At 62.7% G+C, this 15,659-nt stretch carries 14 protein-coding genes; 1 reads left to right on the top strand and 13 read right to left on the bottom strand.

Features of this window, described 5'->3' with window-relative positions:
• Positions 1-4: 4 nt before the first annotated feature.
• Positions 5-2,683: an alpha-ketoglutarate dehydrogenase gene (mdeB, locus tag ABIB90_RS31770; protein ID WP_354202068.1), complete on the bottom strand. Its 2,679-nt coding sequence runs from the start codon at positions 2,681-2,683 to the stop codon at positions 5-7.
• A gap of 410 nt (positions 2,684-3,093) precedes the next feature.
• Here mdeB and ABIB90_RS31765 point away from each other — a divergent pair, with 410 nt between their 5' ends.
• Positions 3,094-3,915 (top strand): AraC family transcriptional regulator, encoded by an 822-nt coding sequence (locus tag ABIB90_RS31765; protein WP_148754990.1) that lies wholly within the window; start codon positions 3,094-3,096, stop codon positions 3,913-3,915.
• A 72-nt stretch (positions 3,916-3,987) separates the two neighbouring features.
• On the opposite strand, the gene ABIB90_RS31760 is transcribed toward ABIB90_RS31765, so the two are convergent.
• The 12 genes from ABIB90_RS31760 to ABIB90_RS31705 all read right to left on the bottom strand — a co-directional run bounded on the left by ABIB90_RS31760 (position 3,988) and on the right by ABIB90_RS31705 (position 15,317).
• Positions 3,988-5,211: an ABC transporter substrate-binding protein gene (locus ABIB90_RS31760; protein ID WP_354164989.1), complete on the bottom strand. Its 1,224-nt coding sequence runs from the start codon at positions 5,209-5,211 to the stop codon at positions 3,988-3,990.
• A 75-nt stretch (positions 5,212-5,286) separates the two neighbouring features.
• On the bottom strand, positions 5,287-7,152 hold the full coding sequence (locus ABIB90_RS31755; RefSeq protein ID WP_007594447.1) for an AMP-dependent synthetase/ligase: 1,866 nt from the start codon (positions 7,150-7,152) through the stop codon (positions 5,287-5,289).
• Position 7,153: 1 nt separating this feature from the next.
• On the bottom strand, positions 7,154-7,933 hold the full coding sequence (locus ABIB90_RS31750; RefSeq protein ID WP_007594449.1) for an enoyl-CoA hydratase/isomerase family protein: 780 nt from the start codon (positions 7,931-7,933) through the stop codon (positions 7,154-7,156).
• Positions 7,934-7,949: 16 nt separating this feature from the next.
• Positions 7,950-9,083, bottom strand: a complete 1,134-nt coding sequence (locus ABIB90_RS31745) for an LLM class flavin-dependent oxidoreductase (RefSeq protein WP_354164986.1) — start codon at positions 9,081-9,083, stop codon at positions 7,950-7,952.
• Between the two features lie 167 nt (positions 9,084-9,250).
• Positions 9,251-10,042, bottom strand: coding sequence for a creatininase family protein (locus ABIB90_RS31740; RefSeq protein ID WP_007594454.1), 792 nt, complete (start codon positions 10,040-10,042; stop codon positions 9,251-9,253).
• Positions 10,043-10,046: 4 nt separating this feature from the next.
• The gene (locus ABIB90_RS31735) at positions 10,047-10,811 is read right to left on the bottom strand and encodes an enoyl-CoA hydratase/isomerase family protein (RefSeq protein ID WP_148754957.1); all 765 of its coding nucleotides are present in this window, start codon (positions 10,809-10,811) and stop codon (positions 10,047-10,049) included.
• Positions 10,812-10,916: 105 nt separating this feature from the next.
• Entirely contained in the window at positions 10,917-11,636 is a 720-nt protein-coding gene (locus tag ABIB90_RS31730) for an ABC transporter ATP-binding protein (protein WP_007594456.1), read from the bottom strand.
• Positions 11,629-12,354: an ABC transporter ATP-binding protein gene (locus ABIB90_RS31725; RefSeq protein WP_007594457.1), complete on the bottom strand. Its 726-nt coding sequence runs from the start codon at positions 12,352-12,354 to the stop codon at positions 11,629-11,631. Before ABIB90_RS31725 ends, ABIB90_RS31730 begins: the two co-directional genes overlap by 8 nt.
• Entirely contained in the window at positions 12,351-13,295 is a 945-nt protein-coding gene (locus ABIB90_RS31720) for a branched-chain amino acid ABC transporter permease (RefSeq protein ID WP_035995144.1), read from the bottom strand. The genes ABIB90_RS31725 and ABIB90_RS31720 overlap by 4 nt, the downstream gene beginning before the upstream one ends.
• A gap of 70 nt (positions 13,296-13,365) precedes the next feature.
• On the bottom strand, positions 13,366-14,235 hold the full coding sequence (locus ABIB90_RS31715) for a branched-chain amino acid ABC transporter permease (RefSeq protein WP_148754989.1): 870 nt from the start codon (positions 14,233-14,235) through the stop codon (positions 13,366-13,368).
• Positions 14,236-14,348: 113 nt separating this feature from the next.
• Positions 14,349-14,807: a flavin reductase family protein gene (locus ABIB90_RS31710; protein WP_246648545.1), complete on the bottom strand. Its 459-nt coding sequence runs from the start codon at positions 14,805-14,807 to the stop codon at positions 14,349-14,351.
• A 156-nt stretch (positions 14,808-14,963) separates the two neighbouring features.
• Complete coding sequence (locus tag ABIB90_RS31705; RefSeq protein WP_007594462.1) at positions 14,964-15,317, bottom strand: VOC family protein; 354 nt, start codon at positions 15,315-15,317, stop codon at positions 14,964-14,966.
• Between the last annotated feature and the right edge of the window lie 342 nt (positions 15,318-15,659).

The following is a 15,659-nucleotide window of genomic DNA, read 5'->3' as shown; positions in this document are numbered from 1 at the left end:
TCTCTCAGCGCGACCAAGGCGATGCAACGCCGGTCGGCAATTCGTAGCTGGCGATGGCTTCGGCGACCTGCTCACGCGCCACTTGACCCAATTTTGCCAGTGCCGACAGCGCCGCAACGACGATCTGCTTGCGATCGACCTCGAAGAACGATCTCAGCGCGGCGCGTGTATCGCTGCGCCCGAAGCCGTCGGTGCCCAGCACCGTATAGGGCGCCTCGATGTAAGAACCGATCAGTTGCGGATACGCCCGGACATAATCCGATGCCGCGACGATCGGCACCTTGCCGCCGAGGCATTGTACGACGTGGCTCTCGACCGGGGTCGACAGCGGCGAGAGCCGATTAGTTCGCTCCACATCGCGCGCCTCCCGCGCCAGCTCGGAAAAGCTCGTTGCCGACCAGACTTCACAGGCCACTTTCCATTCGCTTTGCAGCATCGCTGCGGCGGCGAGCGCCTCCGGGAGAATGGCGCCCGAGCCGACCAGCCTGATCTTCGCCGGCCCGTCAGCGCTCGGCAGAACCCGATAGAGACCCTTGATGATGCCGTCGCGTGCATCGTCGGGCATCGAGGGCTGCGCATAGTTCTCGTTCATCGCCGTGAGGTAATAGAACTCGTCGTTGCCCTGCTCGAGCATCGACCGCATCCCGTGATCCACGATGACGGCCACCTCGTAGGAGAATGCCGGATCGTAGGCCCGGCAGTTCGGAACGGTCGCCGCCATCAGATGGCTGGACCCGTCCTGATGCTGCAAGCCTTCGCCGCCGAGCGTCGTCCGGCCGGCCGTCGCCCCGATCAAAAAGCCACGCGCGCGCTGGTCCGCCGCCGCCCAGATCAGATCGCCGACCCGCTGAAAGCCGAACATCGAATAGTAGATATAGAACGGCAGCAACGGGAAGTTATGGATGCTGTAGGAGGTCGCCGCCGCGGTCCATGACGAAATCGCCCCCGCCTCGGTGATCCCCTCCTCCAGCAATTGACCGTCGATCGCTTCCTTGTAGTACAGCATCGAACCGGCATCTTCCGGCTCGTAGAGCTGTCCCGCCGGCGAGTAGATGCCGACCTGTCTGAACAGGTTCGCCATTCCGAAAGTGCGGGCTTCGTCGGCGACGATCGGAACGATGCGCGGGCCGAGCGTTTTGTCCTTCAGCAAATTGGTGAACAGCCGCACGATCGCCATCGTGGTCGACGTCTCCTTGCCGTCGCCGCGCAGCGCGAACTCCGCGTAGGTTTGCAGCGGCGGCACCGGCAGCGCCGCCGAAGCGCGTCGCCGCGCCGGCATGTACCCACCGAGTGCCGCGCGACGGGCGCGTAGGTACTGAATTTCCGCGCTGTCTTCCGCAGGCCTGAAGAATTCCAGATCCTCGACTTGTTTGTTGCTGAGCGGCAGGGCGAACCGGTCGCGGAACGCATACAGCGCGTCGACGTCGAGCTTCTTGGCCTGGTGCGACGTCATGCGCGACTCGCCGGCGCCGCCCATGCCGTAGCCCTTCTTGGTCTTCGCCAGAATGACGGTCGGCCAACCCTTAATGTCCTTCGCGGCGGCAAAGGCCGCGAACAGCTTTTTGAAGTCGTGGCCACCGCGCTTCAGGCCGTCGATATCCGCGTCCGACATGTGCGCAACTAGCGCCCGGACCTCGGGATCCTCGCTGAAGAAGTTGGCGAGGTTGTAGGCCCCATCCTTGGCGCCGAGCGTCTGATATTTGCCATCGACGGTGTCGGCGAATTTGCGCAGCAGCGCATGCTTGATATCGCGCGCGAAGATATCGTCCCAGTCCGATCCCCACAGCACCTTGATGACGTTCCAGCCGGCGCCCTGGAAAAGTGATTCGAGTTCCTGAATCACCTGCCCGTTGCCGCGGACCGGCCCATCCAGGCGCTGCAGGTTGCAATTGACGACGAAGGTGAGGTTGTCGAGATTTTCCCGTGCCGCCAGGGCGAGCCCGGCGATCGATTCCGGCTCGTCCATCTCGCCGTCGCCGAACACACCCCAGACGTGACGACCAGCCGTCTGCACCAGGCCGCGATGCTGCAGATACTTCATGAACCGCGCCTGGTAGATCGCGCTGATCGGGCCGAGGCCCATCGACGCCGACGGCACCTGCCAGAACTCTGGCATCAGCCAGGGATGCGGATAGGACGACAGACCGGGGCCACTCAGTTCCTGGCGATACAGCTTCAAATTTTCGTCCGACAATCGGCCTTCGAGATACGCTCGTGCATAGACTCCAGGAGACGAATGCGGCTGGAAATACACCAAGTCCCCCTCCGACTCGGAGCTTGACGCGCGAAAGAAATGATTGAAACCGACTTCGAAGATCTCTGCCGCCGAGGCGTAGCTGGCGACGTGCCCGCCGAGTTCCCCATAGGCCTTGTTGGCACGGACCACCATCGCGAGCGCGTTCCAGCGAATGATTGCCGTCAGACGGGTCTCGATCGCGATGTCGCCGGGGTAGGGCTTCTGCTGCTCAAGCGGAATCGAATTTCGATAGGGCGAGAACGGCGGAGAGTCCAGCAGAACGCCGAGCTCCTTCGCGCGCCGATCGAGCGCAGCCAGGATGTATCGCACGCGCTCGGCACCGGCGCTGTGGTGGAGCGATCCAAGCGAGGCGAGCCAATCGGCGGTTTCGACCGCATCCTGATCGGCGTTGACGGCCTTGCGTGGCGGATCGATGTGTGCAGTCATGCGTCGGGCTCCTCGAAAGCCCGCACTTGGTAGCATCGGGTGCTATGGCACGTGCTGCTGAATACGGCCGCGTTCCGACAGATTGCCCGGCTCCGGCGGGACGCCGAGGCTCGCATTGCAGCATTCTCTGCTGTTGGTTTAATCGGGCGAGTGATCGAGCCGTCGGCCGCCTGACAGGTGCTCCCGCTTGGTCACGGCGCAGCATGCCGCATCGCTCAGCGCTCACGCCGCAGTAGCGGGCATCTTGTCGCAGATCAGCGAACTCGACGGCTCGCCGCGACTAGTGACCTGACCTTTCAAAACAGCTAACCTCGGCTAGCAGCAGGATCTGCATCAAAGCTTGACCGACTTGACGAATTGGCAGGATTGAAATGCCGCCCGAGACCGAGTTCGATCGCGAATTTGCGCGAATGGATCTGCCCGATCTTCGGATCAACTATGATCCTGTCGATCCGGATCAGTTCGATCGTCCCGTCACTTCATTCTGTCTCGAAACCAGCAAAGACAACGACGATCTGCCGCTGCACTCACACCGCAAAGGCCAATTGGTCGTCGCATCTCATGGCTCGGTGATGTGCCGGGCGCCTGGCGGCTTGTGGATCGTGCCTCCGCAAGGCGCGGTATGGATCCCGGCCGGCGTGCAGCACAGCAATTGCGTGGCCGATTTCGGCAAACTCTACACCGTGTTCATCGATCCGCAGGTCAGCATGCTGCCGCGGACCTGCTGCACGCTGATGATCACGTCGCTGGTGCGCGAATTGATCCACCGTCTCTCGGTGTTCCCACCGCTCTATCCGCTGGAAGGACCAACCAGCCGTCTCGGCCGCGTTTTGCTCGACGAACTCGTGCAGATGTCGACAACGGATGAAATGTATCTGCCGATCTCCCCCGACGCCCGTCTTCAACACCTCGCGACCTCCTTGTTGAATAATCCGGGCGACCGCAGCACGATGGACGAAGTCGCCTCGCGCTACGCGATGAGCGAGAGTACGTTCGCACGCTTCATCGCCAAGGAAACAGGGATGACCTTCGGGCGCTGGCGCCAGCGTCTCCACATTCTGATCGCCATGCAACGCCTCACGGCGGGCACTTCGGTCCAGGCTGTGTCGCTCGAACTGGGCTACGAAACGCCCAGCGCATTCATCACGATGTTCAAGAAGACGATGGGAAAGAGCCCCCGCCGCTTCCTTGCCGAGCGGTCGCGCCTGATCAATTCGGACGGTTTGCCCTAGTTCGCACGTCCCTGCCTGAGCCTTTGACGACCGCGACCCCACGACGCTTTCGTGGGGCCGCCCGTAACGACGTCAACGTTTGCTGTAAGGCGCAAGCGGATACTCGAGCGACACTTCCGCAATGGCCTTTGGAGCCACCACCCGCGGCCTGCCTTTCAAACCCTGCAGCATCACCATCGAACAGTGGATGTTCTGGCCGGTCTCGTCGAACTTGGTGTTGTCGCCGTACATCAGGATCGGCTTCATGTCGGTCTTCTTGAGCGCGCCGTGAATCGCCGCCGACTCCGGCGACGCCGCCCGCGTCACGGCGTCTGCGACGATCTGCACCGCCTCGAACGCGCAGCCCGCATTGGCATCGAACCAGTCATTCGGGTAGTCGGCCGCGAACATCTTCACGATCTTGTCGGTCTCGGCGCCCTTGGGATTGAGCCACAACGCCGACAGAATCGGACCGTCACCATACTTTCCGAGCGCGTCGTGATACGCCTTGTCCGACACGCCGTTGGAGTTGGGCGAAAACACCATCTTTGGGTCCCAGCCCTGCTTGATGCATTCGCGCGCGATCATGATCGCGTCGTTGACGCGCGTGACCGAGATCAAAGCATCGGCACCCGACGCTTTCGCCTTGGCGACCTCTACCGACAGATCCTTCGCTTTCTCGTCATAGGCAATGTACTGCGCGATCTTGAGCGGAACATCCACTTCCTTCCACGCCTGATCGATGCTGGCCGCCGTCGACTGCCCCATCGTGTTGTTGAGATGGAGAACGACCGCGCTGCTCGGCGGATCCTTCAGCGTGCCGAGCACGGACTTCAGCTCGGTCAGCGATTGCCGCACGATGGTCAGCGACGTGGGATAATAGCGGAACACCTGGGTGAAGCCCTGCGAAGTCACCTGGGTAGCGCTCGCGATGTGGACCACCATGGGCACCTTGGCGGCCTCGCAGGCCTGCAACGCCGAAATGGTGGCGCCGGAATCCCACGCGCCGATCAGCACGGTGCAGCCCTGCCGGATCAGGCTCTCGGCGGCAATCCGACCGTTCTCCGGACGGCTTTGCGTATCGGCGTGAACGATCTCGATGTCGAGCCCGAACTTCTCACGCGCGAATTTGACGCCGAGATCGATGCCGCGCACGCAGGCTTGACCGGGAAACGCCAGCACGCCGCTGCTGGGCATGATCGCTCCCACCTTCACCTTCGTGTTCGCCGCAAACGATGGCCTAGATACCAGGCCTGCCGCAATTCCCAATCCGCTTCCTACAATCGTCCGCCGCGTGATTCCGCTTCGCTTGGTCATCTCAATGTCCTGTTGCTAAGGGGTGAAATCTTTCTCGACTAGTGGTTTCGTACGTTTGAGGAGCGACCGCCGACGTCAAAGGCCCATCTCCGCCTTGATCAATTTCTCCTCGGATTCGTCGTAGAGCGACGCGATCAGCGACTGATAGCGCTCGTTGATCTGCTTGCGACGCTTCTTCCGCGTCGGCGTCATCACGCCGTTCTCGAGCGACAGCTCCTCCGGCAGAATGCGGAACGCCTTGATCTGCTCGGCTCGCGCCAGCCTTCCGTTGGCCTTGCCGATCTCCGCCTCGATCAGCCGGTTGACGATCTCGGAGCCTGCCAGGTCCGCGTAACTCGCGATCTTGTCGTCGCGCGACTTCGCCCAGTCCATTGTGGCGGTGGCATCCACTTCGATCAGGGCGGTGAGATATTTTCGCCCCTCGCCGATCACAGCCGCCTCGGAGATGAACGGGCTGTGCCTCAGCTCGTTTTCGATCTGAGTCGGGCTGATCGATTTGCCGTTCGACGTGTTGATGATCTCCTTCTTCCGGTCGACAAGCTTGAAGGTTCCTTCCGGCGACACTTCGACGATGTCGCCGGTGTAGAGCCAGCCGTCGCGAAGCGCCGCTTTCGTCTCGTCCGGCTTGTTCCAATAGCCCGCGAACAATCCCGGTCCACGGACGATCATCTCGCCGTCCTGGAGCACGGCGGTTTCCCAGGCCGGATCCGGCAGAGGGACCCCGACGTTGCCGGCCTTCGGCCACTCCGCCATCTGCACCAGATTGGCACCGACCAGTTCGGTCTGGCCGTAGCACTCCTTGAGCTGCAAGCCCCACAACTGCCACAGCGACATCAGCTCGGACGGCATCGCCGCCGACGAGGTGAACGCGACCTTCAGCTCGTCGAAACCGACCTCCGCGAGCAGCGGTAGGAACACTTGCTCGCGGCAGGCCGCGAACAGTTTCGAGACGAAGGCATCCTCGTGGCCGCGCTGACGGTCTTCGAGCGCCCTGCGCGCGATCGTCATGGCGAGCGTGTAGTTCTGATCTCCTGCTTCCCCGGCGGGATGCACCTTGCTGAGGATCTGTGTCGCAAAGCGCTGGTAGAACCGCGGCGGCGCCATATAGTAGGTCGGCTTCACCTCTTTGATCGTCTGGGCGAAATCCGCGGTCGTCTCGCCGAAATATGGAACTGCGTCGGCGATCAGCGGCAACGTGGTCGCCTGCCCGCGCGCCACGGTGTGCGACATCGGCAAATGCACGACCACCCGGTGCTCCTCTTCGCGCATGCTGGGGCCGAACAGGGTGATGCAATGAACGCCGGCGAGAATGGAAAGGTGCGTCAGCATGGCGCCTTTGGGGTTTCCGGTCGTCCCGGACGTATAGCCGATGCTGACGACATCGGACGCCTTTGCTGTCGCGCTCTCCTTCTGCAGATAGTCATGCGCATCGACATCGAGTGCTCCAACAAAGTCGGCCAGCGACTTGATCGACGCCGAGGCCTCGCCGGTCCAATCCAGGTCGAGCACGATGATGCCGCGGAGCTGCTCGGCCCGACCGGAGGCGAGCACGATGCGAAGCTGCGGCTCCCCGCCGACGAACGCGAACTTCGCGCCTGAATCCGTGAAGCAGTAAGCCACTTCTTCGGGTGACGAGGTGAAGTACACGCCCACCATGACGCCGCCGGCGCACATCGTGGCCATGTCCGCGATCAGCCATTCCTCGGACGAATCGCCCATGATCGCGACCCGATCGCCGCGCTCGAGACCAGCACGCCGCAGCGCGCTGGCCAGGTTCACGACACGCTGCGCATAGGCGCCCCACGTCATGGCGGTCCAGGCGCCGTGACGCTTTTGTTGCAAGGCGATCTTGTCGGGCCGCTCCGCGAGTCGCGCGGCCAAAAGCTGCACGACGGTCGTATCCGCCAACTGGGCGCCGGATGTCATCTCAGCGACGTTCATCTCAGCGCTCCGCGAAACGCTTGCGCTTGGCTGCGAATGCGGCAACCGCCTCGGCCCGCTCGGGCGACTTGAACGTCAACATCTCCAGCGCCGCAGAGGTGTCGAGCAGCAGGTGGGCGTACTGCTTGATGATCTTGTTGACGCTGTACTTGGTCCACACGATCGATTCCTTCGGCCCGCTTGCCAGCAGTTCGGCGTATTCGATCGCGGCATCGAGAACGTTGCCGTCTGCGACCACCTCGTTGATCATGCCGATAGCAGCCGCTTTCTCGGCGGAGATGAATTCGCCGGTCATCAGATAGTGCTTCGCGCGTACCGGCCCCATCAGCAGCGGCCAGATCACCGCGCCGCCATCGCCCGCGACGACGCCGGCATTGACGTGCGTGTCGGCGAAACGGGCTGTCGAGCTCGCATAGATCACGTCGCAGAACAGCGCGAGCGTGGCACCCAGGCCGACCGCGACACCGTTGACGGCCGCGACGATCGGCACTTCGACTTCCAACATGTTGCGGATGAGGTGGCGACCGCTGCGCGTCGGGGACGGCAGCGTTCCCTTATCCAGCGACTTCTGATCGCCACCAGAGCAAAATCCGCGGCCCGCACCGGTGAGAACGATCGCGTTGACAGAACTGTCGTGATCCAGCTTGACGAAGACGTCTTCGAGCTCCTCGTGCATCTCCCAGTTGATCGCGTTGAGGATCTCCGGGCGGTTCATCGTGACGATCGCGACGCCAGTGGCGCGCTGCTCGACGATCAGGTACTTGTAGCCGTATTGCGACATTGATTTCACCGTTCGATTACTGCTTCTGGGTCCGCATCAGCCGGATCTGCCCGAGGATCTCCTCGGTCGGCCGCACGACATTGTTCCCGTCGTTGAAATGCGGGATGACGTAGCGACCGACCATGTCGATCGCCTCCATGATCTTTTCGTGCGGGACAGAGTCCATGTGCAGCAGCACCTCGTCGATACCCATGGCCTCGAACTTCTCGATCTGACGAATGACCGTATCGGGGCTGCCGCACACCGTCGTGGCCGACTCGTTGACCAGATAGTCCCAGTCGTTGGCGGCGCGCTCCATCGACGGCACGCTCTCCCCCATGTATTTGTAGTCGTCGGCAATCGCCGCGAGACGCGGATAGGCATCGGTCGAGATCTTGGCATAGTGCATTAGCGGGCCGGCATAATCTGCCTTGGCCTGCTCGTCCGTTTTCCCGATGCCGATGAACAGCGGAATGCCGATACGCGGACGCGGCAGCGGTCCCTCCGCGTCGCACTTCCAGTTCTTTTGATAGGCGTCGATCAGCTTCTGCTGAGCTTCCCAGCCCTGATAGATGTTGCTGCTCATCACGGCGAAGCCCTGCGAGGCCGCCCAGAGATGACTGCGCTCGCTGGTCGCCGCGATCCCGATCACCGGATGCGGCTTCTGCAGCGGCTTCGGAACCAGCTGGCGCGGAGGGATCTGGTAGTACTTGCCGTCAAACGTGAAAATGTCCTGGCGCATCGCCGTTTTCAGCAGCGCCAGTCCTTCTTCCATCTGCGCCAGCGTTTCATTCGGATCGACGTTGAACGCCCGCATCGCGATGGTGGTGTTGGCGCGGCCGCCGTAGAATTCCATGCGGCCGTTGGACAGGATGTCGGTCACGGCAAGCCGCTCGGCCGAACGCAAGGCGTGATTGATGCGCTGCGGCATCAGCGTCACCGCCGCGCGCAGCTTGACGCGCGACGTCACCGCGGCCAGATAGCCGAACACCACTTCGGGCGCCGAGCTCGAGATCCCGCCCAGTGCCACGTGCTGCTCGGAGAGCGCGACGCAGTCGAAGCCGACCTTCTCGGCCAGACGGACTTCGTCGACCAGTTCGTGAAGCCTGCGCGAGTAACTGTGGCCGACCTGGGTTTCCTGTTCAGACCAGAACCCAAACGTAAGTGCCATGTCTCAATCCTTTTAGCTTGCGAGATGGCACAGGGTTTCATAGGCGTGGCGATATTTTCGCCCGAAAGCCGCGTTGCGTAGTAACGCTTTCCGAATTTTATGCTGTCAGCATTCGCAACATGGCAGACGCCCCGGGAAGCTTCGCCACGCAGCGGACGGGCTGACCGTCAACGGCGGGCGCTAGCGGCTCCGGCCTCGCTATCGAAGGTCTTGATCAGCAACTCGGCGACCGCCGCGAGGCACGCTTCGCCGATGGCGTAGCTCGAGCCGATCGGACTTCCGATCACGCCGTTCTGCGAAACCGATCGGATGCCGTTCTTCCACATCAGCTCGAGATCAGCCTCCGACAAGCCGCCAAGATGGCCCACCTCGAAGCGGTCCGGTCTGACGCTGTCGGGCCTAATGACCATCATCAGCGACGTCTCGGCGATGTCGGCGTGCCCGCCGACGGCCGACACGTCTCCTCCGGCTTCGCGCACCGCATCGCGCCACGTGTCGATCCATTTCGTCGAGTCGAAGAACGCCAGGATCTCGACATCCGAGGGGACGGCCTCGCGCAAGCGACCGAGCATGTCCTTCAGGACCGGAAAATTGCCAATGTGACCCGAGTGAATCAGGATACGCTTGAAGCCGTGCCGCGCCAGGCTTGTGCAATAATCGACACAAATCGCTTCCAGCGTCTCCGGCCGTAGCGAGATCGTACCCGCGAATGGCAGATGGTGAGACGAGCAGCCGACCGTGATGGTCGGCGCCACCAGCGTGTTGCCGCGGCTGCGCGCGATCCGCTCGGCCAGAGCATCGGCATGATCCGCATCCATGCCCAAAGACAAATGCGGCCCATGCTGCTCGACGGCCCCCAGCGGGATCACTACCGTCGTGCACCCATCGGCCAGCGCCGCGGCGACTTCCTCGTGGCTCATCTGCTCCAGATAGATCTGATCGGGATATCCGCGCGTCATCGGCTCAGCCCTTACTGTTCTTCGACAAAAATCTCGCACGCGCGTTGGTTGAGCTCTCGGCTGTGACATAGGCATCGAGGTCGGCCACGGTCATTTTTTCGAGCGCCTGATCGCTCATTTGCGCGGTGAGGTTGAGCGATCGCTTGATGGCATGGAACAGCTTGCGGTCTTTCTGCCGCAACACGCCGCACACGTCTCGCGCACGGGACGCGACCTCCTCGGTCGGGACGATCTCATTCACGGCGCCGATCGCCACGGCGCGCTCCGCGCCGACGAGCTCGCCCCAGTAGAGCAGCTCTTGCGCCGCCCGCACGCCGAGCTTCTCGACGGCCCGGCGCATGCCTTTGGTCACCGGCAGCAGGCCATGGTTGATTTCCGGAAATCCAATCTTGCACACCGCATCGGCCACAACATAGTCCGCATGCAGCAGAAACTCCAGGGCGCCTCCGACCGCATAGCCGCGGACGGCGCAGACGATCGGGCCCGGATAGTTCTCCATCGCCACGAGGAGTTCGTGGAAGAACCGGATGCGCGGCCTCGCGACGTCGATCCCGACGACTTCCTTGATGTCGCCGCCTGCGCTGAAGAAGCGGTCGCCGCTTCCGGTGAGCACGATGCCGGGCGGATTCTCGTCGTCGGCAAGGCGCCGGATCGCCTCCAGCAACTCGACGATGAGTTGCGCATTCAGCGCATTGGCCGGCGGCCGGTTCATTGTGATCGTGACCAGGTCTTGATCACGCTCGATCAGGAGAGAAGTGGCAGTGTTCATCAATGAGACCCAAGCGAGAGGCGGCTGCAACAGCCGGGGAGCGGTGGACCGAACGGCGGCGCGACGAGAGCCGCAACGCCCGACGCCTCGCCGAGACGGCGCGCCTCACAATCCCAGATAGGCGCGCTGGACATCGGGGTTCTCGAGCAGATCGCGGCTAGATCCATGCAACACCACGGAGCCGTTCTCGAGCACATAGCCGCGGCTGCTCATCGCGAGCGACTTGGCGACATTCTGCTCGACGAGAAGGACCGTGATGCCCTGCTCGTTAAGGGATTTGACGACGCCGAACATCACATCGGTCAGCGCCGGCGACAGTCCGATCGACGGCTCGTCGAACATCACGATTTCTGGCTTCGACATGATCGCCCGACCGATCGCCAGCATCTGTTGCTCGCCGCCGGACAGCGTGCCGGCGAGCTGGTCGCGGCGCTCGCGAAGTCGCCCGAACAGCTGATAGACGGAATCAAGCGTATTTGCCAGGTCGTGCCTGGCCCGCTTCAGCGAGCCGCCGATCAGCAGATTGTCCTCGACGGAAAGCGCACTGAAGATCTGGCGGCCCTCGGCGACCTGAGCGATGCCCATTTCGCAGATGTCCCACGGCGGTCGCCGCGAGATTTCGACTCCGTTGATCCTGACGGAACCGCGCGACGACGGCACGATCCCCGCGATTGATCGGATCAGAGAGGTCTTGCCGGCGCCGTTGGCGCCGACCACGCAGATCAGTTCACCCTTGCCGATGCGGAGCGACACGCCGTTCAGCGCATTGGAGCCGTCATAAGCCACGCACAGGTCGTCGATTTCGAGAAGCGCGTCGTCAGGCATGGAAACCGGCTCCCAGATAACTTTCCAGCACCGCAGGATCCGCTACCACCTCTGACGGCTTGCCCTCGGCGATCTTGACGCCGTGGTGAAGCACCACCACGGTCGACGCCACTTCCATCACGATCCGCATCACGTGCTCGACCAGTAGGATCGTCAGTCCACTCTCGGCGAGCCGGTGCAGCACGCCGACGACGCCGGCCGCTTCGGTCGGACGCAGCCCCGCCATCACTTCGTCGAGCAGCAGCAACTTAGGGCGAGTCGAGAGCGCCTTCGCCATCTCGAGCATCTTGCGATCGGGCAACGTCAACTGATCCGTCCGGGCATTCGCCTTGCCGGCGAGCCCGACATTTTCGAGCGACTCATACGCCTTGTCCCGCGCCTCCTTGACGTTCGTCGTCCAACTGAAGGCGCCCACCATGGCATTCTCGAGCACCGACATATCTTTCATCGGCCGGACGATCTGGAAGGTGCGCGCAATGCCCATGCGGCACACCGCTTCGGGCGGCTCGCGCTCGAGCGAACACCCCTCGAACAACACCTGCCCGGCGGTCGGTCTCAGCGCCCCGGCGACGAGATTGAAGCAGGTGGTCTTGCCGGCGCCGTTCGGCCCGATCAGGGCGGTGATGCGGCCTGCCTGCAGTGAGAAGCTGACGTCATTGACCGCAACCAATCCAACGAACGCTTTGGTCAAGTTCTTCACTTCGAGCAGCGCGGTCATTCCTCGGCCTTCCGCAGTTGTGAGATCCGGCCGCGCGCCGGCAGCTGGATCGCCCCGTAGAGCCGGACGATCGCCGGCCAGATGCCGTCGGGCAGAAACCACACGACCAGGATCAGCACCGCCCCGTAGGCGACGCTGTTCAGTCCGGGGAGCCCCAGGCTGTCGCCGAGCGCCCCCATGGCGTGATGCAGCGGGATCGCGGCCATCGAGCCGACCAGCGGGCCGAATGCAGTGCCCAATCCGCCAACCACGGGGCCGATCAGGACATCGACCGAGATCGCCATGCCCATGATCGAATCCGGAAAGATCGCGCCCTGCACCAGGCCCAGGACGCCGCCGCCGATCGCGGCCGTCGCGGCCGATATCGAGACCACCAGCACCTTGTGGCGAAACGTCCGCACCCCCAGCGCGCGGGCGGCCTCGTCGTCGTCCCGCATCGCCCGCCAGACATAGCCCCAATAGGACCGCGAGATCAGCTCCGTTCCCGCGACGCCGATGGCCGCAAGCGCGAGCGCGACGAAGTAGTAAAACCGCGCGTCACCGCGCAGCATCCCGAGGTCCATCGTGCCGCTCGGCGCCTGATAGAACAGGCCCTGCATGCCGCCGACATAGTCCCACCCGCCGAACATGATCCGGGCGAATTCGGCGGCTGCGATCGTGAGCAGCGCGAAATAGATGCCACGGACCTCGAAGCGGAAGCTCAGCCACGCCAGCACCGCGCCGACGAAGCCCGCAATCACCGCGCCCAGCAGCAGACCGATCCACGGGGTGACGCCGTATTTGATGTTCAGGATCGCCACCGCATACGCACCGATTCCAACGAACAGCGCGTGACCGATGGATAGCTGCCCGCCGATCCCGAGCATCAGGTTCCACGATTGTCCCAGGAAGGTGAACAACAGGACGATCGTCAGAAGCGAGATGACGTAGGCGTTGGACATGCCACCCACCATGGCCAGGGCGGCGAAGACCAGAGCGCCGGCGCCCCAACGCTTGCTGTCGCTGGCTTGATCAGATGTCCTTTGCACCGAAAAACCCCCTCGGACGTAAAATCAGGATGATTATCAGGAGCGCGTAAGGGAGTGCAGTTTTCATCGACGGCGTGAACATCAAGGCCGCGATCGCTTCGGCGACTCCGATCGTCAGGCCGCCCAGAAGAGCGCCGCCGAAGCTGCCGAGACCGCCGACGATCACCGTCACGAAGGCCAGCAGCGTGAAGTCGACGGCGAGATAGGGTTGCGCATCGAACAGCGGCGAGATCAATGCGCCGGCGACGCCAGCGCAGGCGGCTCCGATGCCGAAGGTCACCGCATAGACCCGAGGGATATTAAGCCCGACCACCAGTCCGCCGAGTCGATTATTGGCGGCGCCCCGCAGCGATCGGCCGAATGCGGAGTACTTCAGATAGGCTCCCAGTGCGGCGATTAGCAGGCCGGCCGTAGCGGCCGCCTGGATGCGGGCCCAATCCAAGGTGAGCGGTCCCACGCTCACGGTCTGGAAGGACAGCTGAGACGCCGTCGGCCGCGGATCCGGACCGAACGACATCAGCAATACGCCGCTGAAAAGCAGTGAGAGGCCGATGAAGACGATAAACTGATAATGATGCGGCCGGTTGACGAACCGCTTCACGACGAGCGTCTCCAGCAGATAGCCGAACACGAACATGACGACCGCGGCGACCGCAGCGGCTAGAAAGATCGGGACGTCCCAAATTCGAACGGTCCAGTATCCGATGTAGATCCCGAACACGACCATCTCGCCATGAGCGAAATTGACCACGCGCATGACGCCGAAGATGATCGTGAGACCGAGCGCGACGAGCCCGTAAACCAGTCCGATGAGCACCCCGCCGGCGATGACATTGAGCCAGAGCGACAGCATCAGCGACCGACCGCTGATGGATGCGCGATGGAAAGTCTTCGTCTTCCTTGCATGCTGATCGGTTCCATCTTGGCTGTAGCGGAAACGTAGCGGCGCCTGACGTCGTCTGTGTTTCAGACCGCCTTTGGCGCGGCGAAACATCCGTCGATGTAGACGAGCGACTCACATCCGGCTCTCGTGGTCTGAGCCACCACTTCTCCGGTGAAAATGGTGTGACTACTGTCGCTGTAAGCATTCACCACGCGGCAATCGAAGCTGCAGACCGCGCCGACCAGACTCGGTGCTCCGGTTTTGAGATCGCACCACAAACCGTCGCCGAAGCGGATATCGCCCTTGCTGCCGTCCTGCCCGGAAAACTTGAGCGCCAGATCGCGATGCTCGACCCCCAGAATATTCCAGCAGAACGACCGACTGCTGAGAATGGTGTCGTGCGCACCGGCAGATCGATTGACGCAAACCAGCACGCTGGGCGGAGCCGCCGACAGTGAGCAGCCCGCCGTCAGTGTCAGACCATGGCGGTTCGGCGCCCGGCCTGCCGTGACGATCGACACGGTGCCCGGCACGCTGCGCATTGCAGCGCGGAATGCTGCGGCATCGAGTGGGCTCGTTTCGGACAGCGGCGGTGTTGCGGACGGCATGGCTACGACCCTTGGATTCATGGGATGGATGCGCCCTCTTTGTCTGGTTGTGAGTCCGGGCATGCAGCGCTGCCCCGGTGAACGTCTGAGCTATCCGGCTGCTTGATAGAACTGGATGACGTTGCCGCCCGGATCCCGCACCTTCACCGCACGGCCGTGACTGGCCATGTCCCGAACTGCGCCGACTTGCGCCCCCATGGCTGCGGCACGCTCCATGGCGGCCTCGAGGTCATCGACATCGAAGACAAGAACGGCATCTTGCAGCTGGTCCGAGACCGACTCCGTCGGTCCGGCGACGCAGAACGCAGCCGCATCGCTCACGAACTGGATCCACTTGCCGGGGTCAGCGAAGCGCACCTTCAGACCCAGGCCTTCGTAGAACTCGGCCAGGCGTCCAGGATCGTTCGCTGTCAAATAGACTTGCTTCAGTTTCACGCTCGACATCCAAACCGTCGCTACCCAAGTGCGATCGTGGGTGGATAGTCGCCCGAGCCTCTCAGCATTACTGCTTGAACAACGCCTGTCACAGAAGCTTCATCAGCATTTTATGCTGTAACAACTTGTCGAGTCGCTAGATCCAACTCTGCATCCGGCCGATCTTTGCCATTTTCTGGTTGACGAGGGTGGGCGTCGTTGCTGCCGAACCTTTTGTCTCACGCAACGCCCGCGGCGTGGTCAGCGAAGTGGGACCAGGGCCACACGCGACGACAGGCGGTTGTACGAAACAGGGCAGCTCTCGACATCGAGCTCTGCTGCACATCCCGTCAAGTGACATGGGGAGCCAAT

The sequence above is a fragment of the Bradyrhizobium sp. JR4.1 genome (genome assembly GCF_040548605.1).
GTDB classification, from domain to species: domain Bacteria; phylum Pseudomonadota; class Alphaproteobacteria; order Rhizobiales; family Xanthobacteraceae; genus Bradyrhizobium; species Bradyrhizobium canariense.
This window is presented reverse-complemented; position numbering and strand designations above follow the sequence as displayed.

Coding starts and splice junctions, on each gene's coding strand:
- mdeB (WP_354202068.1), bottom strand. CDS start 2,683: ATGACTGCACACATCGATCCGCCACGCAAGGCCGTCAACGCCGATCAG.
- ABIB90_RS31705 (WP_007594462.1), bottom strand. CDS start 15,317: ATGTCGAGCGTGAAACTGAAGCAAGTCTATTTGACAGCGAACGATCCT.
- ABIB90_RS31710 (WP_246648545.1), bottom strand. CDS start 14,807: ATGCGCAGCGTGCCGGGCACCGTGTCGATCGTCACGGCAGGCCGGGCG.
- ABIB90_RS31760 (WP_354164989.1), bottom strand. CDS start 5,211: ATGACCAAGCGAAGCGGAATCACGCGGCGGACGATTGTAGGAAGCGGA.
- ABIB90_RS31755 (WP_007594447.1), bottom strand. CDS start 7,152: ATGAACGTCGCTGAGATGACATCCGGCGCCCAGTTGGCGGATACGACC.
- ABIB90_RS31765 (WP_148754990.1), top strand. CDS start 3,094: ATGGATCTGCCCGATCTTCGGATCAACTATGATCCTGTCGATCCGGAT.
- ABIB90_RS31720 (WP_035995144.1), bottom strand. CDS start 13,295: ATGTCCAACGCCTACGTCATCTCGCTTCTGACGATCGTCCTGTTGTTC.
- ABIB90_RS31725 (WP_007594457.1), bottom strand. CDS start 12,354: ATGACCGCGCTGCTCGAAGTGAAGAACTTGACCAAAGCGTTCGTTGGA.
- ABIB90_RS31735 (WP_148754957.1), bottom strand. CDS start 10,811: ATGAACACTGCCACTTCTCTCCTGATCGAGCGTGATCAAGACCTGGTC.
- ABIB90_RS31715 (WP_148754989.1), bottom strand. CDS start 14,235: ATGCTGTCGCTCTGGCTCAATGTCATCGCCGGCGGGGTGCTCATCGGA.
- ABIB90_RS31745 (WP_354164986.1), bottom strand. CDS start 9,083: ATGGCACTTACGTTTGGGTTCTGGTCTGAACAGGAAACCCAGGTCGGC.
- ABIB90_RS31750 (WP_007594449.1), bottom strand. CDS start 7,933: ATGTCGCAATACGGCTACAAGTACCTGATCGTCGAGCAGCGCGCCACT.
- ABIB90_RS31730 (WP_007594456.1), bottom strand. CDS start 11,636: ATGCCTGACGACGCGCTTCTCGAAATCGACGACCTGTGCGTGGCTTAT.
- ABIB90_RS31740 (WP_007594454.1), bottom strand. CDS start 10,042: ATGACGCGCGGATATCCCGATCAGATCTATCTGGAGCAGATGAGCCAC.